Origin of the sequence: Pseudomonas sp. SWRI18 (assembly GCF_014268345.1) — a bacterium.
In the GTDB taxonomy this organism is placed as follows: Bacteria; Pseudomonadota; Gammaproteobacteria; order Pseudomonadales; family Pseudomonadaceae; genus Aquipseudomonas; species Aquipseudomonas cedrina.
In genome coordinates this window covers 209838-231562 of the sequence record NZ_JACCQQ010000003.1, presented here as the reverse complement: position 1 = coordinate 231562, position 21725 = coordinate 209838, and the positions used below count along the sequence as shown (strand labels likewise).

General features: G+C 60.4%; 28 protein-coding genes and 1 riboswitch. Of the genes, 8 read left to right on the top strand and 20 right to left on the bottom strand.

What is annotated here, in order from left to right; genetic code table 11:
* Positions 1–9: 9 nt before the first annotated feature.
* Positions 10–1008 carry a class I SAM-dependent methyltransferase gene (locus tag H0Z09_RS05925; protein ID WP_186688364.1) on the top strand — a complete coding sequence of 333 codons (999 nt, stop codon included), beginning with the start codon at positions 10–12 and terminating at the stop codon, positions 1006–1008.
* A 51-nt stretch (positions 1009–1059) separates the two neighbouring features.
* Positions 1060–1179, top strand: a riboswitch (yybP-ykoY riboswitch).
* Positions 1180–1268: 89 nt separating this feature from the next.
* Complete coding sequence (locus H0Z09_RS05920) at positions 1269–1853, top strand: TMEM165/GDT1 family protein (RefSeq protein WP_076951209.1); 585 nt, start codon at positions 1269–1271, stop codon at positions 1851–1853.
* A gap of 94 nt (positions 1854–1947) precedes the next feature.
* Here the strand turns inward: H0Z09_RS05920 and H0Z09_RS05915 are convergent, their stop codons facing one another.
* The 4 genes from H0Z09_RS05915 to H0Z09_RS05900 form a co-directional block, all read right to left on the bottom strand.
* Entirely contained in the window at positions 1948–2766 is an 819-nt protein-coding gene (locus tag H0Z09_RS05915) for a M48 family metallopeptidase (protein ID WP_076951208.1), read from the bottom strand.
* 202 nt (positions 2767–2968) lie between these two features.
* Positions 2969–3589: an SOS response-associated peptidase gene (locus H0Z09_RS05910; protein ID WP_186688363.1), complete on the bottom strand. Its 621-nt coding sequence runs from the start codon at positions 3587–3589 to the stop codon at positions 2969–2971.
* 36 nt (positions 3590–3625) lie between these two features.
* Positions 3626–3886, bottom strand: coding sequence for a DUF2007 domain-containing protein (locus tag H0Z09_RS05905; protein ID WP_076951206.1), 261 nt, complete (start codon positions 3884–3886; stop codon positions 3626–3628).
* A gap of 11 nt (positions 3887–3897) precedes the next feature.
* Positions 3898–4080, bottom strand: coding sequence for a CPXCG motif-containing cysteine-rich protein (locus H0Z09_RS05900; protein ID WP_186688360.1), 183 nt, complete (start codon positions 4078–4080; stop codon positions 3898–3900).
* 133 nt (positions 4081–4213) lie between these two features.
* Here H0Z09_RS05900 and H0Z09_RS05895 point away from each other — a divergent pair, with 133 nt between their 5' ends.
* A complete protein-coding gene (locus H0Z09_RS05895; protein WP_186688358.1) occupies positions 4214–5377 on the top strand; it encodes a 1-acyl-sn-glycerol-3-phosphate acyltransferase in 1164 nt (387 codons plus the stop codon).
* A 68-nt stretch (positions 5378–5445) separates the two neighbouring features.
* On the opposite strand, the gene H0Z09_RS05890 is transcribed toward H0Z09_RS05895, so the two are convergent.
* Positions 5446–5703, bottom strand: coding sequence for a hypothetical protein (locus H0Z09_RS05890; RefSeq protein WP_186688355.1), 258 nt, complete (start codon positions 5701–5703; stop codon positions 5446–5448).
* Positions 5704–5885: 182 nt separating this feature from the next.
* Here H0Z09_RS05890 and H0Z09_RS05885 point away from each other — a divergent pair, with 182 nt between their 5' ends.
* Complete coding sequence (locus H0Z09_RS05885; RefSeq protein WP_076951202.1) at positions 5886–6095, top strand: hypothetical protein; 210 nt, start codon at positions 5886–5888, stop codon at positions 6093–6095.
* Positions 6096–6153: 58 nt separating this feature from the next.
* On the opposite strand, the gene H0Z09_RS05880 is transcribed toward H0Z09_RS05885, so the two are convergent.
* Positions 6154–6741, bottom strand: a complete 588-nt coding sequence (locus H0Z09_RS05880) for a YajG family lipoprotein (protein ID WP_076951201.1) — start codon at positions 6739–6741, stop codon at positions 6154–6156.
* Between the two features lie 194 nt (positions 6742–6935).
* Here H0Z09_RS05880 and H0Z09_RS05875 point away from each other — a divergent pair, with 194 nt between their 5' ends.
* Together H0Z09_RS05875 and mqo are read left to right on the top strand one after the other, a co-directional pair.
* Positions 6936–7169: a hypothetical protein gene (locus H0Z09_RS05875; RefSeq protein ID WP_076951200.1), complete on the top strand. Its 234-nt coding sequence runs from the start codon at positions 6936–6938 to the stop codon at positions 7167–7169.
* A gap of 724 nt (positions 7170–7893) precedes the next feature.
* Entirely contained in the window at positions 7894–9402 is a 1509-nt protein-coding gene (gene mqo / locus H0Z09_RS05870) for a malate dehydrogenase (quinone) (RefSeq protein ID WP_186688352.1), read from the top strand.
* A gap of 96 nt (positions 9403–9498) precedes the next feature.
* On the opposite strand, the gene H0Z09_RS05865 is transcribed toward mqo, so the two are convergent.
* The 4 genes from H0Z09_RS05865 to H0Z09_RS05850 all read right to left on the bottom strand — a co-directional run bounded on the left by H0Z09_RS05865 (position 9499) and on the right by H0Z09_RS05850 (position 11530).
* On the bottom strand, positions 9499–9786 hold the full coding sequence (locus H0Z09_RS05865; RefSeq protein ID WP_076951198.1) for a PA4642 family protein: 288 nt from the start codon (positions 9784–9786) through the stop codon (positions 9499–9501).
* 191 nt (positions 9787–9977) lie between these two features.
* Positions 9978–10466 (bottom strand): hypothetical protein, encoded by a 489-nt coding sequence (locus tag H0Z09_RS05860; protein WP_186688350.1) that lies wholly within the window; start codon positions 10464–10466, stop codon positions 9978–9980.
* A gap of 35 nt (positions 10467–10501) precedes the next feature.
* Positions 10502–10969 (bottom strand): WbuC family cupin fold metalloprotein, encoded by a 468-nt coding sequence (locus tag H0Z09_RS05855; protein ID WP_186688346.1) that lies wholly within the window; start codon positions 10967–10969, stop codon positions 10502–10504.
* Positions 10970–10972: 3 nt separating this feature from the next.
* Positions 10973–11530: a hypoxanthine-guanine phosphoribosyltransferase gene (locus H0Z09_RS05850; RefSeq protein ID WP_034102221.1), complete on the bottom strand. Its 558-nt coding sequence runs from the start codon at positions 11528–11530 to the stop codon at positions 10973–10975.
* A gap of 163 nt (positions 11531–11693) precedes the next feature.
* Here H0Z09_RS05850 and upp point away from each other — a divergent pair, with 163 nt between their 5' ends.
* Positions 11694–12332 (top strand): uracil phosphoribosyltransferase, encoded by a 639-nt coding sequence (upp, locus tag H0Z09_RS05845; protein WP_076951195.1) that lies wholly within the window; start codon positions 11694–11696, stop codon positions 12330–12332.
* A 2-nt stretch (positions 12333–12334) separates the two neighbouring features.
* Complete coding sequence (locus H0Z09_RS05840; protein WP_076951194.1) at positions 12335–13609, top strand: uracil-xanthine permease family protein; 1275 nt, start codon at positions 12335–12337, stop codon at positions 13607–13609.
* A 128-nt stretch (positions 13610–13737) separates the two neighbouring features.
* Here H0Z09_RS05840 and hisC read toward each other — a convergent pair whose 3' ends face one another.
* The 10 genes from hisC to H0Z09_RS05790 all read right to left on the bottom strand — a co-directional run bounded on the left by hisC (position 13738) and on the right by H0Z09_RS05790 (position 21695).
* Entirely contained in the window at positions 13738–14790 is a 1053-nt protein-coding gene (gene hisC, locus H0Z09_RS05835) for a histidinol-phosphate transaminase (RefSeq protein ID WP_186688344.1), read from the bottom strand.
* Positions 14791–14793: 3 nt separating this feature from the next.
* Positions 14794–16113, bottom strand: a complete 1320-nt coding sequence (gene hisD, locus H0Z09_RS05830) for a histidinol dehydrogenase (RefSeq protein ID WP_186688341.1) — start codon at positions 16111–16113, stop codon at positions 14794–14796.
* A gap of 125 nt (positions 16114–16238) precedes the next feature.
* Positions 16239–16874, bottom strand: coding sequence for an ATP phosphoribosyltransferase (gene hisG / locus H0Z09_RS05825; protein WP_003171824.1), 636 nt, complete (start codon positions 16872–16874; stop codon positions 16239–16241).
* Between the two features lie 142 nt (positions 16875–17016).
* Positions 17017–18282 (bottom strand): UDP-N-acetylglucosamine 1-carboxyvinyltransferase, encoded by a 1266-nt coding sequence (murA, locus tag H0Z09_RS05820; protein WP_186688339.1) that lies wholly within the window; start codon positions 18280–18282, stop codon positions 17017–17019.
* 24 nt (positions 18283–18306) lie between these two features.
* Entirely contained in the window at positions 18307–18546 is a 240-nt protein-coding gene (locus H0Z09_RS05815) for a BolA family protein (RefSeq protein WP_003188597.1), read from the bottom strand.
* A 114-nt stretch (positions 18547–18660) separates the two neighbouring features.
* Positions 18661–18966, bottom strand: a complete 306-nt coding sequence (locus tag H0Z09_RS05810) for an STAS domain-containing protein (protein WP_186688337.1) — start codon at positions 18964–18966, stop codon at positions 18661–18663.
* Entirely contained in the window at positions 18963–19610 is a 648-nt protein-coding gene (locus H0Z09_RS05805; RefSeq protein WP_076951188.1) for an ABC transporter substrate-binding protein, read from the bottom strand. The genes H0Z09_RS05810 and H0Z09_RS05805 overlap by 4 nt, the downstream gene beginning before the upstream one ends.
* An 11-nt stretch (positions 19611–19621) precedes the next feature.
* Positions 19622–20089, bottom strand: a complete 468-nt coding sequence (mlaD, locus tag H0Z09_RS05800) for an outer membrane lipid asymmetry maintenance protein MlaD (protein ID WP_003171814.1) — start codon at positions 20087–20089, stop codon at positions 19622–19624.
* Positions 20089–20886 carry a lipid asymmetry maintenance ABC transporter permease subunit MlaE gene (mlaE, locus tag H0Z09_RS05795; protein ID WP_076951186.1) on the bottom strand — a complete coding sequence of 266 codons (798 nt, stop codon included), beginning with the start codon at positions 20884–20886 and terminating at the stop codon, positions 20089–20091. Before mlaE ends, mlaD begins: the two co-directional genes overlap by 1 nt.
* Positions 20886–21695 (bottom strand): ATP-binding cassette domain-containing protein, encoded by an 810-nt coding sequence (locus H0Z09_RS05790; protein WP_076951185.1) that lies wholly within the window; start codon positions 21693–21695, stop codon positions 20886–20888. Before H0Z09_RS05790 ends, mlaE begins: the two co-directional genes overlap by 1 nt.
* Positions 21696–21725: the final 30 nt, after the last annotated feature.

Below are 21725 nucleotides of genomic sequence, written 5' to 3'. Positions count from 1 at the left end.
GAGCAGACCATGGATCCGCGCAGTGAAGTACTGCTTCGCCAGACCGAACTTTTTCAGGGCAAGCTGCTGCTGGTGGGTTTGCCTGCCGACGACTTGCTGGGGCGCTTGCCCAACGCTCACGGCTGGTGCTGGCATGCCGGCGACCAGGCGGCTCTCGACGCCCGCTTCCCGGAGCGCAGCCAGTTCGGCGTGAATGTGCCCGAGCGCGAGTTTGAGGCGGCGGTGATCTTCCTGCCCAAGTCCAAGGACCTCACCGACTACCTGCTCAATGCGGTGGCCGCGCGCCTGCCCGGCGCCGAGCTGTTCCTGGTGGGGGAGAAAAAAGGCGGCATCGAAAGCGCCGCCAAGCAGATGAGCCCGTTGGGTAAACCGCGCAAGCTCGACAGCGCGCGGCATTGCCAGCTGTGGCAGATTACCGTGGCCAACGCGCCGCAGGCCGTCGAGCTGGAGAGCCTGGCGCAGGTCTTCGAAGTGCCCTTGGCCGAAGGCCCTCTGAAAGTCGTGAGCTTACCGGGCGTGTTCAGCCACGGCCGTCTGGATCGCGGCACCGAGTTGTTGCTGCAGCATCTGGACAAGCTGCCCAGCGGCCATCTGCTGGACTTCGGTTGCGGTGCCGGCGTGCTGGGGGCTGCGGTCAAGCGGCGCTACCCGCACAACACCGTGACGATGCTGGATGTGGATGCGTTCGCCGCCGCCAGCAGCCGCCTGACCCTGGCCGCCAACGGTCTGGAAGCCGAAGTGCTGACCGGTGATGGCATCGACGCGGCACCGCAGGGTTTGAATGCGATTCTGACCAACCCACCGTTCCATGTAGGTGTGCACACCGACTATTTCGCCACGGAGAATCTTCTGCGAAAAGCCGGAAAACACCTGGCAAAAGGCGGCGAACTGCGCCTGGTTGCGAACAGTTTCCTCAAGTACCAGCCCTTGATCGAGGAGCACTTGGGCATCTGCGCAATCAAGGCCGAAGGCAACGGTTTCCGCATCTACCGGGCCAAGCGCGGCTGAGGCCCGTTTGAAAAAGAACGCTTGCCGAACGGGTTTTGCCTAGGCAGAATCCGCTCCGTCCTAGGGGAGTAGTCTCCCACGAGCGCCACGCTCGTCCGGCATACGTCAACATACTTGGTCAACAGACCATGGCGTATGCGACCCAGGAGTCCGCACAGACGGACCGGGGTTTGACAAGACCTATGACACGCACACCTTACCCGGGGCGGGAAGGCTGTACGTGTCATAGCCGTGTCGACCCGCCCCTGGAAACCTACCTGATGCTGGATTCACTGCTCGTTCCCACCGCGATCGTTGCCTTGGCCGAAATCGGCGACAAGACGCAACTGCTCGCGCTCATCCTGGCTGCTCGCTTTCGCAAACCCTGGCCGATCATCGCCGGCATCGTTGCCGCGACCCTGGCCAACCATGCGGCCGCCGGTGCCGTGGGGGCCTGGTTCGGAAGCTTCTTCTCGGATGCGGTGTTGCATTGGATCCTAGCAGCGAGCTTCTGCGCCACGGCGCTTTGGACCCTGGTGCCGGACAAACTCGACGAGGATGAAGCCAGTACCAGCCGCAAATTCGGACCGTTCCTGACCACGTTGATTGCGTTTTTCCTCGCCGAAATCGGTGATAAGACGCAGATTGCCACCGTGATGCTGGCGGCGCAGTACCCAGAGCTGTGGCTGGTGATTATCGGGACGACCGTGGGCATGCTGATTGCCAACGTGCCGGTGGTGCTGGCGGGGAATTTTGCGGCGGAGAAATTGCCGTTGACCTTGATTCGACGACTCGCGGCGACCGCGTTTTTCATTCTGGCGGTTGTGGCGGTGTACAAGGCCATGCAAAGCAGCGGGTGGATCTAAGGCGCTCATGAACACAGTTCTGTAGTGAGCGGGCTTGCCCCGCGCGAGGCAAGCTCGCTCACTACAAAAATCCAGCCATGTGCTTATCGGTGGATCAGGATTTTTTGGCCTGCTGGTAAAGCGGCATCACTTTCGGAATCGCCGCCTGCAACGACGCGATGCGGCTGTCGGACGCCGGGTGCGTGCTCATGAACTCCGGTGGCGAACCTTCCGAAGCCTTGGCCATCTTGTTCCACAGCGTGATCGCCGCGTTCGGGTTGTAGCCGGCGCGGGCCGACAGCTCCAGGCCGATCAGGTCGGCTTCGTTTTCGTTGCTGCGGCTGTTGGGCAAGGTCATGCCGTAGTTGGCCACGGTATCGGCCAGCGCCAGGCTGTCCTGGCCGAGACCGAACAACGCGCCGGCACCCTGCTTGGCCATCTCGATCCCGTACGCCTTGGACATGGCTTCACGACCATGTTCACGCAAGGCGTGGGCGATTTCATGGCCCATCACCGCCGCCAGTTCGTCATCGGTCAGCTTGAGGTTATCGATCAAGGCGCTGTACACGAAGATCTTGCCGCCAGGCCCGCAGTTGGCGTTCATCTCGTCGCTCTTGATCAGGTTCACTTCCCATTTCCACTGCGCCGCATCGGGGCGGAAGGTGGGCGCCTGGGCGATCAGCCGCTTGGCAATGGCCTGCACGCGCTTGGCGTTGGCGCTGGTCTTGTCCAACTGGCCCTTGCTGCTGGCTTCGCCCAAGGTCTGCTGGTACGACTGGGCATACATCTGGTCGACTTCCTGACTCGACAGCATGCTGAACATGTACTGCTTGCGCTCGACCCCAACGGCGCCGCCGCTGGTGGTATTGACCGACTGACACCCGGCCAGCAGCATCGCCGCAACCAACCCACTTATCACCAATGACTTCTTCATGAACACGCTCCCTGAAAACATGGCGGGTATCGTAGGCGCAGATTTGTATCGGCGCTAGATACACCTGATGTTTAAACGCTGATTTTCGGATACATCTCACCTGGCCGACAGCGGCGAAAGATCAAACAGTTCAAGGTTTAGAGATTTGCGGCGATTTGAAGGCGCCTTCGAGGCCAGCAAAGGCAAAAAATAGCCAATCTGTTCAAGCCGGGGTCAGGCACTCCGGCCCATTGAGCTTGGGATCATTGACCATGTTGGCCAGCACCCGCTCGCGCAGCGCAGCAGGCTCGCTGGCCAGCAAGCCTTGCAACACCGGCAGCGGCGTCTCGGGATTGAGCCAGGCTTGCTGCCCGGCTGCATCCAGAATCAGTGGCCGGCGTTGGCTCTGCGCCGCTTGCGTCACCACCGCCGTGCTCAGCCACACCTGTTCCTGCACCGGATACGCTTCCCAGATCGCCGCAAAAAACAGCGTGGAGCCCTCCCCCGGTGTGAGCCAGTAGGGGCGTTTGCGCTGGGTACCGCGCCATTCGTAGAAGCCGTTGGCCGGCAGCAGGCAACGGCGCTGGCGGAACGCTTCGCGGAACATCGGTTGTTCGGCCAGGGTTTCGGCGCGGGCGTGGGCCGGCGTGCGCGAAAGATCCGTCAACCACGGCGGCGTCAGGCCCCAGCGAGCACGGGCCAGGGTGCGCTGGCCGTCGCTGGCGCGCTGGATCAGCACCGAATCATTCGGGGAGATGTTCCACTGGGCCTGCTGGTCGGCCGGAAAACCCGGCAAGGCCGCAAAGGCGGGGTTCCAGCGAAACAGGGCATAACGTCCACACATGGGGCAACACGACTCTTGGGTAAACCGACGTACAGCCTAACAGACCAGCACGTCCGGGAAGCTGTCGGGTTCATCGCCCGGCACGGGTTGCGCGCCAATATAGGCGGTGATCAGTTCGCGGGCGTAGGCGGCCTGGTCGTTGTCCACTTCCAGGCCCAGCAGGCCGAAGATGGGCAACTCGCCGGTGCCGCCGAGCAAATGGCGACCCACCAGATGCGCCTCGATCCCTTCGCTGGCGAGCATCTGTTGCAGCAGCTCGCCCTCCATCAGATTTTCCGGTTCGTAGATTCGCTGCATCGGCGTACCTGTTATTCGTTTTCGCTTCGGGTTTCGAGCATCCACTCTTCGCCATGCACTTGCAGATCGAACGTGATGGGGCGGCAGCACACCTGGCAGTCTTCTATATAGACCTGGTCCCCACCGGACAAATCCACCGTGGTTTCGACCTCTTCACCACAATAAGGGCAATCGTACGTAGCAGTTTCCAGCATCGCAGCCTCCAAGGTGACTTGTGCGTATAATCGCCGGTCTATTCACAGGGTTATCGTTCGGCTGAGCCCATTACTCAGGCGCACCCTGGCATTTACTTCTACTTACCCTAGCCGTTTCTAACAAGAGAGCATGATGGGCGAATTCGATACCATCCGACCTTACAATGACAGCGAAGTCCCGGCAGTGCTGGCACGTCTGTTCAGAGACCAGGCCTTTCTGGACATCCTGACCCACTTCCGCTTCCCGCGCTTTGCCGGCGCCCTGGGCTGGCTGCTCAAGCCGATGATCGCCCGAAAACTGCGCCGAGAATTCGCCGGCGTCACCACCGTGGCCACGCTGCAGGACAAAGTCGAATACTACGTCGATCACACCATTGACCGCGCGACCGACGGGGTGACCTACACCGGCGTCGAGCAGCTCAAGTCCGGTACCGCTTACCTGTTCCTGGCCAACCACCGCGATATCGTGATGGACCCGGCCTTCGTCAACTACGCGGTGTACCACGCCGGCCTGCCGACGCCAAGGATCGCCATCGGTGACAACCTGCTGCAAAAACCGTTTGTCAGCGACCTGATGCGCCTGAACAAGAGCTTCATCGTGCACCGCTCGATCACCGGGCGGAAGGAAAAGATGGCAGCGTTCAATCTGCTGTCGGCCTACATCAACCATTCGATCCGCAACGATTGCCAATCGATCTGGATCGCCCAGGCCGAAGGGCGCGCCAAGGATGGGGACGATCGCACTGAGTCGGCGATCCTCAAGATGTTCCACGTCAGCCGCAAGGATGAGCCGTTCGCCGAGGTGATCCAGTCGTTGAACCTGACGCCGGTGTCCATCAGCTACGAGTACGACCCCTGCGATACCGCCAAGGCACGCGAGCTGTATATCCGCGCCACAACGGGCACTTATTGCAAGGCACCGGGTGAGGATGACGTGAGCATCGCCCTTGGCATCACCGGCTACAAGGGAAGGGTTCACATCAACTTCGCACCGCCGATCACCGAGCGTTTCGAAGACACCAAGCTGTTGGCCGTGGAAATGGACCGGCAGATTCTCGGCGGTTACCGCCTGTTCCCGGTGCATTACCTGGCGTATGCACAATGGAACGACGCCGACCCGCAATTGCAGGTACCGACGGCGGCCGAGATATTCCCGGCGGACGAGTTGGCCAAAGCAGAGGCGGAATGGGAGCGTCGCCTGAATGAATGCCCGGCCGAGCACCGGCCGTACCTGGTGGTGCAATATGCAACGCCGGTGCGTAATCAGTATCGGGTCAAGGCCGGGATTCCACTGTAAACACCGATCAAAAAATGTGGGAGCGGGCTTGTGTGGGAGCCTGCTCCCACATTTGTTTAGCAGTGTTTTTACAGGTGGGTGCTAAGCCAGGAAGTGGCCAATGCCAGCGCCAGGCACGCAAACCCGACGCGATAAGCCAGGCGATGCGCCCGTGCGGTGCGCACATCCAGGAACAACATCGGCTGGTCGATCGCGCGGTCTTCGCTTTGCGCGCTCAGGTCGGCCATCGCGCGCTGTTCGCGCAGGCGGGTAATGAACAGCAGCGCCGCCCCAGGGCAGGCCACCGCTAAAGCAACAACATTGATCAACAGTGCGGGCAACGCCATCGCAAACCTCGGTAAAACAGTGTCTGGGTATCGGTTCAGATACAAACCTGAACGATAGTGGCCTCCGGCGCCTGAAACACTCCCTCCCCATTGACGACAACTGTATCCAGTAATTTACAGCGTCACCTGAACGTCACCTTAACAGTCCACTCTGTTGCCCTTCGACGCTTTAGGAGCTTGTCATGCTGCACGCGCAAAACCAGGATCGGTTGTACCTGATCGCCCAGAGCGATGAGCAAGAGGCGCTGATCGGCGGCCTGGCGTTCAACGTGCAGGACCGCCACTGGCTGGTGTATTGCGCCCTTGGCGGGCACCAACATGCGGACTTGCCGGAGACCGATCTGTTGACGGGGGTGAGCCTGCTGGATTTCTGTATCGACACCGCCGCGTAAAACTGCAGGCGAAAAAAAACCGGGCTCATCGCTGATGCCCGGTTTTTTACAGGATCGATTATTGCGCGCTGAGCAGCGAACCGATGCTTGGGTCCTTGAACAGACGGGTCAAGGCGTCACTCAGGACATCGCTGACCAGCTTGGTGTTGGTGTCCTGGTTCGGCGACATGCCGAAACGCTGGTTCAGCGACGCTGCGTAGCGACCGCTGTAACGGCGGGTACCGGCGGAGACGTCGGACTTGAAGGTCGCGCCGATGGAGGCTTCGGTCACGTACAGGCCTTCTTTAGGCGACTGATACTTCAATTCGGCCAGGGTGACCGTCAACTGCGGCGCGCCCGGCGCGTTGGGGCTGGGCGTGAACCCCAGCAAGCGCACGGCAGCTTCAGCCTGGGCCTGCAGCTTGGGTAGCACGTCCTGAGCGTTCACCGAAATCAGCGCAGTCTCCGGGTACAGTCCGCCGCGCGAACCGAGCGTAGGCGATGGACGACCATCCACCACACGCACCGACACCGGCTGGCCGTGGCCCACGGGAGCCAGTTGCGTGGTGATCTTCGGCTCCGGGGTCAGTTGTTGCGGGCTGTTGGCGCAGCCAACCAGGGTCAAACTGGTCACAGTGATCAAACCGAACAACAGGCGTTGCAACATGCTCTTCTCTCCAGAAATCAGGTACCGACAGGCCGGCAGTATAGCGGGGCGCCACTGCGGGGAACCAGCATCAGTTACAACCTGTGACCCCTTCCCTCGGGAGCGGTTCGATGTCACCGATATGTCACACCCGTTACATGGGCCCGTCATGCTGGGCAGGCATGCTTGACCTTAATTTCAGGAGGCTGATCACTATGCATTTTCTCTGGTCATTGTTCGCGCGCAAGCCCGCCCTTCGTCAGTTCGCCCTGCTCGATGCGCAAGGCCGTTGCCAGGCCTTCAAAGAATGCCGCCAACCTCCCGCAGGCGAGGGCTGGGTGGAAATCGATGAAATTCGCTTGAGCTGGATGCACCATCCGCTGCCGGCCCGTGCCCGTGTCAGCCCACGCCCTGCGCGGTCGCAACGGCACCAGCCGTTGGCCGCCTGACCGAACACCTAATAAAAGTCATAAAACACGCCCATTTCCCTGGCGTTCTTCGCTACAATCTCCCCCCGATTATAAGGACGTCTCCTGATCGGGCCTCGCAGCATCGTTAATGCCCCGGCATTAACCCCAAGAATCGCCCACAGAGAGCCGCCCACACAGATCGTGTGAAGCTGGCGCGCTTGCTGTATTCCTTGCAAACCACCCGCCTTTACCGAATCTGCCAGAGCTGCCATTGCGCTCGGCCACTTGAGTTGTTTGCCCGTTTTGCCATGTCGGCAAAGGTGTTGCGGGCCAGGTGCCAGACGGGGGCAGCCCTTTTTTGAGGTTCACGTCTTCAAAAGAGCGTGAAAAAAACGGGTATTCACAACTTCACAAGAGTGTGGCGAGCAAATGAATAGTTTGGCGTTTGTACAAGCACCATCAGCGTCTGGAACAGCCCAACCCCACAGGACCGAGTACGCCTCGACAACCGGAGCTTGAGCCTGTCCGCTACGGATTGATTGCATGAATCGCACGCTTTGACCATAAGTCGAATTGCCACAGGCGCCCATGAATGCGTTCATAGGCAGATTAGCTGGCAGCAAGCGCGCGCTGAACATGCAAAGATTGCGAATCGGACATGGCGATCCTGGCCATGGGTAACCTGGGGCAACACGTGAACCGCCCCGTCACTCCTGGCAGCCATGCCGTCAATTTGGTGCTGCAGATTTTGGAGACGCGTTAAATGGCGCATAACGAAGCAGTCGACGTCGTACTGGTAGGGGCCGGCATCATGAGTGCCACCCTGGCCGTACTGCTCAAAGAGCTCGACCCCGGCCTCAAGCTGGAAGTCGTTGAGCTGATGGATTCGGGTGCCGCGGAAAGTTCCAACCCGTGGAACAACGCCGGTACCGGTCACGCCGGGCTGTGTGAGCTGAACTACACACCCCAGGCCGCCGATGGCTCCATCGACATCAAGAAAGCCGTGCACATCAACACCCAGTTCGAGGTGTCGAAGCAGTTCTGGGCGTACCTGACCAAAAAGGGCACCTTTGGCTCGTCCAAATCCTTTATCAGCCCGGTGCCGCACCTGAGCTTCGTACAGGGTGAGAAAGGCGTGGATTTCCTCAAGAAGCGCTTTGAAACCCTCAGCCGGCACCATGCGTTTTCGGACATGCACTACACCGAAGACCGTGACGAGATGGCCGAGTGGATGCCGCTGATGATGCCGGGGCGCCCGCTCGATGAAAAAATCGCCGCCACCCGTGTCATGAACGGCACCGACGTCAACTTCGGCGCCCTGACGATTCAGCTGCTCAGCCACCTGACCAGCTCGGCCGATGCCCAGGTCAAATACTGCAAGCGTGTCACGGGCCTCAAGCGCAACGGCGCCGGCTGGACCGTCAGCATCAAGGACGTCAACAGCGGCAACAGCCGTGAAGTGGATGCCAAATTCGTGTTCCTGGGCGCCGGTGGGGCGGCGCTGCCGCTGCTGCAAGCCTCGGGTATCGAAGAAAGCAAAGGTTTTGGCGGCTTCCCGGTCAGCGGCCAATGGCTGCGTTGCGACAACCCGGAAGTGGTCAAGCACCACCAGGCCAAGGTCTACAGCCAGGCCGCCGTGGGTTCGCCGCCGATGTCCGTCCCCCATCTGGACACCCGCGTGGTGGATGGCAAGAAATCCTTGCTGTTCGGGCCATACGCCGGTTTCACCACCAAGTTCCTCAAGCACGGCTCGTTCATGGACCTGCCGCTGTCGGTTCGCGCCGGCAACATCGGCCCCATGCTCGCCGTGGCCCGCGACAACATGGACCTGACCAAGTACCTGGTCAGCGAAGTGATGCAGTCGATGGAACAGCGCCTGGAATCCCTGCGTCGCTTCTACCCTGAGGCGAAAGCCGAAGACTGGCGCCTGGAAGTGGCCGGCCAACGGGTGCAGATCATCAAGAAAGACCCGAAAAAAGGCGGCGTGCTGCAATTCGGCACCGAACTGGTGGCGGCCAAGGACGGCTCGCTGGCGGCACTGCTGGGCGCGTCCCCGGGTGCTTCGGTGACCGTTTCGATCATGCTGGAACTGATTGAGCGCTGCTTCCCGGAAAAAGCCGCAGGTGAATGGGCGGCCAAACTGCACGAGATCTTCCCGGCCCGGGAGAAAGTCCTGGAGACGGATGCCGAGCTGTATCGCAAGATCAACACGCAGAACAACATCAGCCTGGAACTGGTTGAGCCTGCCGCCGAGACCGAGAGCTACGCTTGAGGTTTTGACGCAGAGCGTCACAGAGATGCATTCCCACGCTGAGCGTGGGAACGAGCAAAAACGCCCCTCGGGGCGTTTTTTCATGGGCTCGGAAAATCAGCCGCGAGCGTTGTCGATCAGCTCGATGTACTCAGCGGCGTTGCGCTGGTCCCTGATCAGGTCGACGAACGTCTGGCCTTGCTCATCCTTGCCGTCGAGGTCCAGGCCGGCTTCCTTGAAAAAGCCCAGGAAACGCTCGAAATCGTCGATACGCAGGCCACGGTAGGCCTTGATCAGTTTGTGCAGGGAAGGTGAGGTTGCGTCGACCGGCTCGAAGTTCAGGAACAACTTGATCTGATCGTCGCCGATTTCGTCGCCAATCACCTGTTTCTTATCTTTACGCATTTACCGACTCCAGCCTGCAAACATTACACGGAGCAGCAGTTTACCTGCGGCGCGCAAGCTTCGGAAGCGACGCAGACCCCATGTGGGAGCGGGCTTGCTCGCGAATGCGGTGGGTCATCCAACTTATCTTTAACTGATACACCGTATTCGCGAGCAAGCCCGCTCCCACATTTGCTTATTCTGGGTTCTTGCTACCGTGCGCGAACAGAACCGGTATGCAGATCCGCCCAGACATGCCCATTGGCATAACTGAGAAACTGTACATACACCGCGTCATTGCGCAGCAAATCAACGATGACTCGGTATTGGGCAACGGGGTAAGACAAGGTCAAGGTTTTGCTCTTGTCGTCGTACACCGGCTTTTTCAGGCTTTTGCTCTCGGCGTCAAAATTGAGCACCACCTGGCTGATGGTCGCGCCTTTGTTCAGGGACTTGCCCTTGAGGCGGACCACCAGCGGCGAGGTCACCGGGATCGGTTGCTGATTGGACTGGCGCTGGTTGCCCACCACCACCGCGTACTCGGTGACCTGCAGCAATTGCTGCTGGTCAGGGGTTTCGGTACGCAGGGTAAGGTCGTCGGGCGGCAGGAACTGGCTGTGCATCAGCGCCGGGGCGGCAACCAGGGGCAAACTCAGGGTCAGCGCCAGGGCGGCGCAGGTGCGTATCAAAAACAGGTTCATGGGCCGCTCCGTGCGAGATAGCCCAGCACTGTAGCTCAATCGAACTGGGCGAGCATCCAGCGTTGATACTCGGCCACGCCCGCATCGCCTTCACGCGGCGCCCACTCAGCCAATTCACCCTCGCCTACCGGACGATAAGGCCCGGCCTTGCATTCGAACATCACGGTGTCAGGCGCCAGCACCACCAGGCCGTGAAACACACCGGGCGGCAGATCGACGCCGGAACATTCACCGCCCGCCTGCATCACGCGCCTGGCGAGCACTTCGCCGGTTTCGCTGAACACCAGCAAGCCCAGGCTACCCTGGAGCACCAGCAAGGTTTCGGCTTTGTCCACGCTCAGGTGCCGATGCGGCGGCACATAGGTGCTGGGTTGCAGGCCCACGGCCAGGCGGTGGCACGGCTCGTCCATCTGGTGGAAATTGTGGTGATGCCGGCCACGGGGGCTGGCGGCCGCTTTCTCGGCCAGCTCGGCAAACAACGTCTGATCAAGAAAGCGGGTCATGGTTTACATCCCTTTGACGGCGAAGATGCCATTGGCGTTGCGCCAGTAACCTTTGTAGTCCATGCCGTAACCGAAGATGTAGCGGTCAATGCACGGCAAGCCAACGTAATCGGCCTTCAGGTCCGGGCGCGCCTTGCGGTCGTGGTCTTTGTCGATCAGCACGGCGGTGTGCACTTTACGCGCACCGGCGTGTTTGCAGAAGTCGATGATCGCGCCCAGGGTGTGACCTTCGTCGAGGATGTCGTCGATGATCAGCACGTCGCGATCGATGAACGAGACTTCCGGCTTGGCTTTCCAGAACAGGTCGCCGCCGGTGGTTTCGTTGCGATAGCGGGTGGCGTGCAGGTAGGACGCTTCCAGCGGGAATTGCAGATGAGTCAGCAATTTACCGGCGAAAATTAAACCACCGTTCATCACACAGAAAACCACTGGGTTGGTGTCGGCCATTTCGCGGGTGATGTGTGCGCCGACCTTGGCGATCGCCTCTTCGACTTGCGCTTCGGTGTACAGGCAGTCAGCCTCGCGCATGATTTGACGGATATGCTCGAGATCAGCGGACATGGCGCTCTCCAAGGGGTGCTGTGGCAAGAAAAGCGGGCGAAGGTACGCTTCTCATGCGCTCCGAGCAAGCCTTTATGGACTAACGTAGGTGATGTCTATAGGACAACACCCTCGGATAGATTAATCTAGGCCGGTTTTTTTGCCCGCCGCCGGAGCCTTTCCCATGCCCACTCGCGAGATCCGCCACCCGCTGATCCGACACAAACTCGGCCTTATGCGCCGCGCCGACATTAGCACGAAGAATTTCCGTGAGCTTGCTCAGGAAGTCGGAGCGTTGCTCACTTACGAAGCCACCAAGGATCTGCCCTTGGAAACCTACGATATTCAAGGCTGGGCGGGCACCGTCCAGGTCGAGAAAATCGCCGGTAAGAAGATCACCGTCGTGCCTATCCTGCGCGCCGGTATCGGCATGCTCGAAGGCGTCCTCAGCCTGATCCCGGGCGCCAAGGTCAGCGCCGTGGGCGTGGCCCGCAATGAACAAACCTTGCAGGCCCACACCTACCTGGAAAAACTCGTCCCGGAAATCGATGAGCGCCTGGCCATGATCATCGACCCGATGCTCGCCACCGGCAGTTCCATGGTCGCCACCATCGACCTGCTGAAAAAAGCCGGCTGCAAGGACATCCGCGCCATGGTGCTGGTGGCGGCGCCCGAAGGCATTGCCGCCGTCGAGAAAGCTCACCCGGACGTGCAGATCTACACGGCGTCCATCGACGAACGCTTGAACGAACACGGCTACATCATCCCAGGCCTTGGCGATGCCGGTGACAAGATCTTCGGCACCAAGCAGAAGGACGGTTGAGCATGCAGGATGAATTCAACGACCCGCTTTGGCGCCAGATCCTGTCTGGCGCACAAATGCTCTTCGTGGCATTTGGCGCGCTGGTGTTGATGCCGCTGATCACAGGCCTTGATCCAAACGTCGCACTGTTCACCGCGGGCCTGGGCACGCTGTTGTTCCAGGTGGTGACCGGGCGCCAGGTGCCGGTTTTCCTGGCGTCGAGCTTTGCCTTCATTACCCCGATCATTCTCGCCAAGGACCAGTTCGGCCTCGCGGCGACCATGGGCGGGGTGATGGCGGCCGGGTTCGTCTACACCTTCCTCGGCGCGGCGGTGAAGATCAAAGGCACCGGTTTTATCGACCGGCTGCTGCCGCCGGTGGTGATCGGGCCGGTGATCATTTCCATCGGCCTGGCGATGGCGCCGATTGCCGCGAACATGGCAATGGGCAAGTCCGGCGACGGTGCCGAGCTGATCCATTACCAGACCGCCATGATGATCTCCATGCCTGCGCTGCTCACCACCTTGATCGTCGCGGTATTCGGCAAGGGCATTTTCCGCCTGGTGCCGATCATTTCCGGCGTGCTGGTGGGTTTTGCCATGGCGTTCTACTTTGGCGTGGTCGACACGGCGAAGATCGCCGCCGCGCCCTGGTTCGCCCTGCCCCACTTCACCGCGCCGGAATTCAACTGGCAGGCGATCCTGTTTATCGTCCCGGTGGCCCTGGCCCCGGCGATCGAACATATCGGCGGTGTGATTGCGGTGGGCAGCGTGACCGGTCGCGACTACCTGAAGAAGCCCGGCCTGCACCGCACCCTGCTGGGTGACGGCATTGCCACCACGGCCGCCGGCCTGTTTGGCGGCCCGCCAAACACCACCTACGCCGAAGTGACCGGTGCGGTGATGCTGACCAAGAACTACAACCCGAAGATCATGACCTGGGCGGCAGTGTTTGCCATCAGCCTGGCGTTTATCGGCAAGTTCGGCGCATTGCTGCAGAGCATACCGGTGCCGGTGATGGGCGGGATCCTGTGCCTGCTGTTCGGTTCGATTGCGGCGGTGGGCATGAACACCCTGATCCGCCACAGGATCGACCTCGGCGAGGCGCGCAACCTGGTGATTGTGTCGGTGACGTTGGTATTCGGGATTGGCGGTGTGCTGGTCGGTACCGGCGACGGCCCGGATGATTTCGGCCTCAAGGGCATCGCCCTGTGTGCGGTGGTAGCGATTGGCTTGAACCTGCTGCTGCCGGGCAATGATGGCTGGAAGACCAAGAAGCCGGATGAGCCGTTGCTCTAAGTAACGCGACAAAACCAAATGTGGGAGCGGGCTTGCTCGCGAAGGCGGTGCATCAGTCAAACATGTATCGACTGACACTCCGCTTTCGCGAGCAAGCCCGCTCCCACATTTTTGATCTTCAGTGTGGCTTAGAGCTCACCCAGCCCATCGATCAACGCCTGGTTCTGCTCCGGCGTACCGATGCTGATCCGCAGGAACTGCGCAATCCGCGCCTGCTTGAAGTGCCGCACAATCACCCCTTGCTCACGCAACTTGGCCGCCAGGCCGGCGGCGTCGTGCCGTGGGTGACGCGCAAAGATGAAGTTGGCTGCCGACGGCAGGACTTCAAAGCCTTTGCCTTCGAGCTGTGCGACCACCTTGTCTCGGCTGTCGATGACCAATCGGCAAGTTTTCTCGAAATACTCGCGGTCATCGAACGCCGCCGCCGCGCCGACAATCGCCAGACGATCCAGCGGATAGGAGTTGAAGCTGTTCTTGACCCGCTCCAGCGCCTCGATGAGGTCCGGGTGGCCCACGGCCAGGCCTACGCGCAAACCGGCCAGTGAGCGCGATTTGGACAGCGTCTGTGTCACCAGCAGGTTGGGGTAGCGGTCCACCAGGCTGATGGCCGTCTCGCCACCGAAGTCGATATAGGCTTCATCCACCACCACTACCGAATCCGGGCTGGCCTTGAGGATCTGTTCCACCGCGTCCAGCGCCAGCACGCAGCCGGTCGGCGCGTTCGGGTTGGGGAAGATGATCCCACCGTTGGGCTTGGCATAGTCTGCCACGCGGATCTGGAACTGTTCGTCCAGCGGCACCGGGTCGGACTTTATGCCATAGAGGCCGCAGTAGACCGGGTAGAAGCTGTAGCTGATATCCGGAAACAGCAGTGGCAAATCGTGCTGGAACAGGCCGTGGAAGATATGCGCGAGGACCTCGTCGGACCCGTTGCCGAGGAACACTTTGCCGGCGTCGATCCCGTAATACCTGGCCACCGCCTGCTTGAGCAGGTCGCTGTTGGGGTCCGGGTACAGGCGCAGGTTGTCGTTCAACTCGGCCTGCATCGCCGCCAATGCCTTGGCCGACGGACCATAGGGGTTTTCATTGGTGTTGAGCTTGACCAGCTTGGTCAGTTTCGGCTGCTCGCCGGGTACGTAAGGCACGAGATCCTTGACGAAGGGGCTCCAGAATTTGCTCATGTCTCAGTTCCCCTCTTCAAGGATGCGGTATTCGGCGCTGCGGGCGTGGGCGCTCAGGGACTCGCCGCGGGCCAGGACCGATGCGGTCTTGCCCAGCTCGGAAGCGCCTTGTGGCGAGCAGAAGATAATCGACGAGCGCTTCTGGAAGTCATACACCCCCAGCGGCGACGAGAACCGCGCGGTGCCGGAGGTCGGCAGCACGTGGTTGGGGCCCGCGCAGTAGTCGCCCAGGGCTTCGCTGGTATGACGGCCCATGAAGATCGCGCCGGCGTGACGAATCGACGGCAGCCAGGCTTGCGGGTCAGCCACGGACAATTCCAGGTGTTCCGGGGCGATACGGTTGGCCACTTCGATAGCCTGGTCCATGTCGCGCACCAGGATCAACGCGCCACGGGCATTGATCGACTTTTCGATGATTTCGGTGCGATCCATGGTCGGCAGCAGCTTGTCGATGCTGGCGGCCACCTTGTCGAGGAACTCGGCGTCGGGGCTGACCAGGATCGCCTGGGCGTCTTCGTCGTGCTCGGCCTGGGAAAACAGGTCCATGGCGATCCAGTCCGGGTCGGTCTGGCCATCGCACACCACCAGAATTTCCGACGGGCCGGCGATCATGTCGATCCCAACTTGGCCAAACACGTGACGCTTGGCGGTGGCGACGTAGATGTTGCCGGGGCCGACCACTTTGTCGACCTTCGGCACGCTTTCGGTGCCGTAGGCCAGCGCCGCGACCGCCTGGGCGCCACCGATGGTGAAGACCCGGTCGACACCGGCGATGCAGGCAGCCGCGAGCACCAGTTCGTTGATTTCGCCGCGCGGGGTCGGCACGACCATGACCACTTCGGTCACGCCCGCCACTTTGGCCGGGATCGCGTTCATCAGCACCGACGAGGGGTATGAGGCTTTGCCACCCGGCACGTACAGGCCCGCACGGTCCAGCGGCGTGACCTTCTGGCCCAGTACGGTGCCGTCGGCCTCGGTGTAGCTCCAGGAGTCCTGTTTCTGTTTTTCGTGGTAGCTGCGCACCCGCGCAGCCGCCACTTCGAGGGCTTCGCGCTGTGGCGCGGTGATGCGCGTCAGGGCCAGTTCCAGACGTTCACGGGGCAGGATCAGGTCGGACATCGACTGGACGTCCAGGCCGTCGAACTGGCGGGTAAAGTCCACCAGGGCCGCGTCACCGCGCTCGCGCACGGCCTTGATGATGTCGAGCACGCGCAGGTTGACCGAGTCGTCGGACACGCTTTCCCAGCTCAGCAGATGATCCAGATGATGGGCGAAATCCGGGTCGGCAGCGTTGAGTCGGGCAATTGCAGTGGACGTGGTCATAGCGAGGGCCTCATAGGATTGGCAAAAACTCAGGCGCCCTAAACTACCGTTCGCTCCGCTTGGGCACCTGAGAATTCTGGCTATGAGGCGGATAGACGGGCGCAGCCTTTGGCTACGCAGGTGAGTCAACCGCGGTGTCGAGACTCCACTGCGGTGCGCAGGGTGTCGATCAACGCCTGGATACGGGCGTGCTGCATTTTCATCGAAGCTTTGTTGACGATCAGGCGGGAGCTGATGTCGGCAATGAAATCCTGGGGTTCCAGGCCATTGGCGCGCAGGGTGTTGCCGGTGTCGACCACGTCGATGATCTTGTCGGCCAGGCCGATCAGCGGCGCCAGCTCCATCGAGCCGTAGAGCTTGATGATGTCGACCTGACGGCCTTGCTCGGCGTAGTAGCGCTTGGCAACGTTGACGAACTTGGTGGCCACGCGCAGGCGCCCTTTTGGCTCGACGTCGCCGACACGGCCGGCGGTCATCAGCTTGCACAGGGCGATACGCAGGTCCAGAGGCTCGTACAGGCCCTGGCCGCCGTATTCCATCAATACGTCTTTGCCGGCCACGCCCAGATCGGCCGCGCCATGTTCAACGTAGGTCGGCACGTCGGTAGCCCGTACGATCAACAGACGAACGTCGTCCTGGGTCGTGGGGATGATCAGCTTGCGGCTCTTGTCCGGATTCTCGGTTGGCACGATGCCCGCTTCAGCCAGAAGCGGCAAAGTGTCGTCAAGGATGCGGCCCTTGGACAGTGCGATGGTCAACATGGGAAACGTCAATCCTTCATCAGGCTATTGCTGCCTGGTCGCATACGGCGCCAGACACAGATCGAGGCCATTACAGCCTCGATTTGAAACAAATCCTGTGGTGAGAGAGCGTACCCTCCCACCACCATTACAACCCCAGGGACTAGCCTGGTACGCGGCGAATTTTGGCGCCGAGCATCTGCAGTTTCTCTTCGATGCACTCATAACCACGGTCGATGTGGTAGATGCGGTCGATCAGCGTATCGCCTTCGGCAATCAGCGCCGAGATCACCAGGCTGGCCGAAGCCCGCAGGTCGGTCGCCATGACTGGCGCGCCCTTGAGTTTTTCGGTGCCGGTCACGATGGCGGTGTTGCCTTCGACCTGGATCTTCGCGCCCATGCGATGCAGTTCATACACGTGCATGAAGCGGTTTTCGAAGATGGTCTCGATCACCGCACCGGTGCCCTCGGCAATTGCGTTCAGGGAAATGAACTGTGCCTGCATGTCGGTCGGGAACGCCGGGTACGGAGCGGTACGCACGTTAACGGCTTTAGGCCGCTTGCCGTGCATGTTCAGTTCGATCCAGTCTTCACCGGTAGTGATTTCGGCACCGGCTTCGCGCAGTTTTTCCAGGACCGCTTCCAGGATGGTCGGATCGGTGTCCTTGACCTTGACACGGCCACCGGTGACGGCGGCGGCAACCAGGTAGGTACCGGTCTCGATGCGGTCGGGCATGACTTTGTAGGTTGCGGTGTGCAGACGCTCAACACCATCGATGGTGATGGTGTCGGTGCCGGCACCGGAAACCTTCGCGCCCATGGCGTTCAGGAAGTTGGCCAGGTCAACCACTTCCGGCTCGCGCGCGGCGTTTTGCAGCACGCTGCGGCCTTTGGCCAGGGCAGCGGCCATCATGATGTTCTCGGTACCGGTCACGCTGACGGTATCAAAGAAGAAGCTCGCGCCACGCAGGCCGCCTTCCGGCGCCTTGGCCTTGATGTAGCCGCCTTCGACGTCAATGATTGCGCCCATGGCTTCCAGGCCACGAATGTGCAGGTCAACCGGACGCGAGCCGATGGCGCAACCGCCAGGCAGTGCAACTTCGGCTTCGCCGAAACGCGCCACCATCGGGCCGAGCACCAGGATCGACGCACGCATGGTTTTCACCAGTTCGTACGGGGCGATCAGGGTCTTGATGGTGCGTGGGTCGATTTCAACCGAGAGCTTTTCGTCGATCACAGGCTCGATGCCCATACGACCGAACAGCTCGATCATGGTGGTGATGTCGTGCAGGTGCGGCAGGTTGGCCACGGTCACCGGGCCATCACACAGCAGGGTCGCTGCCAGGATCGGCAAGGCGGAGTTTTTTGCACCGGAGATGCGAATCTCGCCATCAAGGCGGGCACCGCCGGTAATAATCAATTTATCCATAAGAACTCTCGACGCCTTGGGGGCTCAGGTGCGCTCGGCCCAGGCCGCGCGGCTGAAAAATTTCATAGTGACCGCATGGATGCTGCCATCGGTGATCCACGGGTTCAAATGGGCATAGATCTGCTGCTGACGCTTGACGGGGCTAAGTGCCGCCAGTTCATCGCTAATCACGTTCAGCTGGAAGTTGCAGCCTTCGCCTTCAACTTCTACGGTCGTTTCCGGCAGCTTTCCTTCAAGAAAGCTCTTAACTTCTAGGGCCTGCATGCTCAACCTCTATCGGCGCCCAGTGCGCGCGGGTCGCACATCATACAAAAAAGCCCCGCGCCTGCGAACCCCGCATGGCAGGACTCTGACGGGGGGCTTCTCTAATAATGTGTATTAAGGATGCATCAACAACTCGTTCAAGCCGGAAACCTCGGCAATTTCGCGCATGTCTTCCGGCATTGCGCGGATGCTGACCGATTTTTTGGCTGCTTGCGCGTCACGCATGAAGCACAGTAGCAGCGATAAACCGACACTGCTGGACTTGGTCACCGCCGAACAATCCAGCACCAACGCAGGCGCAGTGCTGGTCTTGATCAGTGCCTGGCCCTGCTTGCGCAGGCCGAGCCCGGTGCGGTAATCCAGCACGCCGCTGATAAACAACTCGCCGGCGTCGCCGAGACGAACGGCCGACTCGGTCATTGCGCGGGCTTCCCGGCAGCTTTATCGGTTTCTTCCTTGGCTTTGGCGACTTCGCCGGCCCAACCATTGATGGTTTTGTCCAGGTCGTTGCCATTGCGCTGCATGGCATCGGCGAACTGATCACGGAACAGCTTGCCAATGTTGATGCCGTTGATGATCACGTTACGCAGCTTCCACTCGCCGTTGACCTTCTCCAGCGTGTACTGCACAGGGTAGACGGCGCCGTTGTTGCCCTTGACGCTCATGTTCACGCTGGTGCGATCACCTGACTCATCGCCGGCGGGTGCGACGGTAATACCCTGGTTGTTGTACTCAAGCAGCGCGTTCCCGTAGAACTGGAACAGGCCTTTCTTGAAGTTTTCCTGGAAGGTCTGCATCTGCGCAGGCGTTGCCTTGCGCGAATACTTGACCGTCATGATGCTGCGCGAGATGCCCTCGGCATCGACCACCGGGCCAACAATCGTGTTGAGCGCGTTGTAGAACTGGGTGGGATCCTGTTTGTACTTTTCCTTGTTGGCTGACAGGTCAGCCAACATCTTGTTGGTCGTGTCCTGCACCAGTTCGTGCGCAGAACCTGCTGCGTTGGCCATCAAGGGCAGCGCTGCAAGCAGTACCAGGAGGCCACGTCGCAAGGTAGAGATCATGTACAGATTCCTCATTTGGCGTCTTTATTGACCGTATTAAGCAGGAATTTACCGATCAGGTCTTCAAGCACCAGCGACGACTGTGTGTCGTGGATTGTCGAACCATCCTTGAGCAGGGCTGTTTCCCCGCCCACGCTGACACCGATGTATTTCTCGCCCAGCAAACCCGCGGTGAGGATAGATGCAGTGGAGTCGGTCGGCAGGTTATCCACCTTCTTATCCAGTTGCATGGTCACTCGACCGGTGAAGCTGTCGCGGTCCAGATCGATTGCCGTGACCTTGCCGATCGTTACACCGGCCATGGTCACCTTAGCTCTGACAGTCAAACCGGCGATATTGTCGAAGTACGCGTAAAGTTTATAAGTATCGGCGGTGGGGCTGGCCGACAGGCCGCTGACTCGCAGGGCCAACAACAGTAAAGCCAGGATGCCAGCCAGCAAGAAAAGGCCGACACCGATTTCCACAGTGCGGTTTTGCATCAGAAATCTCCAAACATCAAGGCGGTCAAAATGAAGTCAAGGCCCAGTACCGCCAGCGAGGCGTACACAACGGTCTTGGTGGTGGCGCGACTGATCCCTTCTGAGGTGGGTTCACAGTCGTAGCCTTGGAATACGGCGATCCAGGTCACTACAAAGGCGAAGACGATGCTCTTTATGATGCCGTTGAGCACGTCACCGCTGAAGGTCACGCTGTTTTGCATGTTGCCCCAGTAGGAGCCGTCGTAGACGCCCAACCAGTCAACCGCCACCCACGAACCGCCCCAGATACCCACCACGCTGAAGATCATCGCCAGCAGAGGCAGGGAAATGAAGCCGGCCCACAGGCGCGGCGCAACAATATACTTGAGCGGGTCCACGCCAATCATTTCCAGGCTGGACAATTGCTCGGTGGACTTCATGTTGCCGATTTCGGCGGTCAGCGCAGAACCGGCGCGACCCGCAAACAGCAATGCCGTAACCACCGGCCCGAGTTCGCGCAACAGCGTCAGGGCGACCATCTGCCCAACGGCCTGCTCCGAACCGTAGCCGGAAAGGATATTGAAGCCCTGCAACGCCAGCACCATGCCGATGAAGATACCCGACACCACAATAATGACCAGCGACATCACGCCAACTGAATGCAGCTGCTTGATCAGCAGGCCAAAACCGCCGCCAATGCCACCACGGCCAAGCAAGGCGTGAAACAGGAAAATCGTCGAACGGCCCAGCACTTCGACAACGTCGATGCCCGAGCGACCGAAAAGGCGAACCTTCTCGATGAGAGATGTCTTGCGCATCAGCGCTTCCCCAGAAGATCTGAGCGGTAATCCGCTGCCGGAAAGTGAAAAGGCACAGGGCCATCGGGATCGCCGGTCATGAATTGGCGAATGCGCGGGTTGTCGGCGTTCATCAGTTCCTCGGGCGTGCCCTGGCCCAGCACCTGGCCATCGCCCACTACATATAGGTAATCGGCAATGCTCGCGGTTTCTGCAAGATCATGGGACACCACGATGCTGGTAATGCCCAGCGCATCGTTGAGCAACCGGATCAGACGCACCAGCACGCCCATGGCGATGGGATCCTGACCGACAAAGGGTTCGTCGTACATGAGTATCTGCGGGTCGAGGGCGATGGCACGCGCCAGGGCGACACGACGCTTCATGCCGCCGGACAGTTCGTCGGGCATCAGGTCGATGGCACCGCGAAGGCCTACGGCCTGCAATTTCAGCAACACAATGTCACGAATCATTTCATCAGGCAGCTGGGTATGCACCCGCAACGGAAAGGCCACGTTCTCGAACACATCGAGGTCGGTGAACAGTGCGCCACTCTGAAAGAGCACACCCATGTGCTTGCGCGCGTCGAACAGATCGCTGCGCGACAGGGTCGGCAGGTTCTGGCCGTTGACCCACACTTCGCCGGCGCTGGGGCGCAATTGCATGCCCATCAGGCGCAACAGGGTGGTCTTGCCGCTGCCGGAAGGCCCCATGATGCCCGTGACCTTGCCGCGGGGAATGCGGATATCGACATTATTGAAGATGCTGCGCGTCCCGCGCTTGAAGGAAAGTCCCTTCAGCTCGACCGCGTAGGCGTTATCGGCACTCATCTAAACTCCTTGGGATGCAGCCTCTCACTC